At 38.1% G+C, this 842-nt stretch carries 1 protein-coding gene; it reads right to left on the bottom strand.

What is annotated here, in order from left to right:
* On the bottom strand, positions 1-817 hold an 817-nt coding region (locus tag ACRCJ0_RS16505), incomplete at its 3' end, for a mechanosensitive ion channel (RefSeq protein WP_431391242.1).
* Positions 818-842 lie beyond the last annotated feature (25 nt).

Raw genomic sequence — 842 nt, 5'->3', positions numbered from 1 at the left:
ATACGTTCGGTAGGTAAGCAATGATTGCTGCACCAACAGTGTTTAAGATTGCTAAGTTTAATACATTTAAGGCTTCAACGGTAAAGAATAAACCAATGACTACAGCAACTACTTGACCAATGATTTCTGAAACATTGATGTTTTTAGTTGGTGCACCAGTTTCACGGTTGAATAAGTTGTTTAAACCAGTGCCCGCAAGTAAGTTTTGTACTAACTCACCAATGACTTTAGCAATCGCAAATCCAACACCTAATAAGATTACTGCTACTAAGATATTTGGAATTGCAGCAGCTACACTATTTAATACACCGATGATTGGTGTTGCAATTGAAGAAATCCCCAATGTCTCAAGGGCTACAACTGCAATTGGAATGAAAACAACAATGTAAGCTACATAAGAAAGTACGTTAGCAATTGTATCTGCTGTTTGTCCGTCTGCTGTTTTGTTACCAGTAAATTTATCCACATACTTGTCGATGTTAACTGTTTTAACTAGTGAGTAAACTAATTGTTTCACTAAACGTGCTACCACTACAGCTACAATCATAATGATGATTGCGCCAACGATTGATGGTAAGAAACCTAAAGCACTTGCTGTCATATCACGAATTGGTGTCGCGATAGAAGTTAGACCAAATGTATCGAAGATGCCTGGTAAGAATAGCACCCAAACAATGTAGTATAGAATTTGCGCGATAGTATCAAACGTTGATTCCGCTTGATCCTCAGTCTCTGCAATATTCCATTTCACGAAGCGACCAGCTAAACCTACCGCTCGTAAACCTTTTGAAACTGCCTTCTTAACTAATACTGCCACGATCCACGCAACAAGAATTAATAAG

The sequence above is a fragment of the Aerococcus sp. L_32 genome (genome assembly GCF_050689315.1).
Note: the sequence above shows the minus strand (reverse complement) of the source record. Positions and strands in the feature narration are given on the sequence as shown.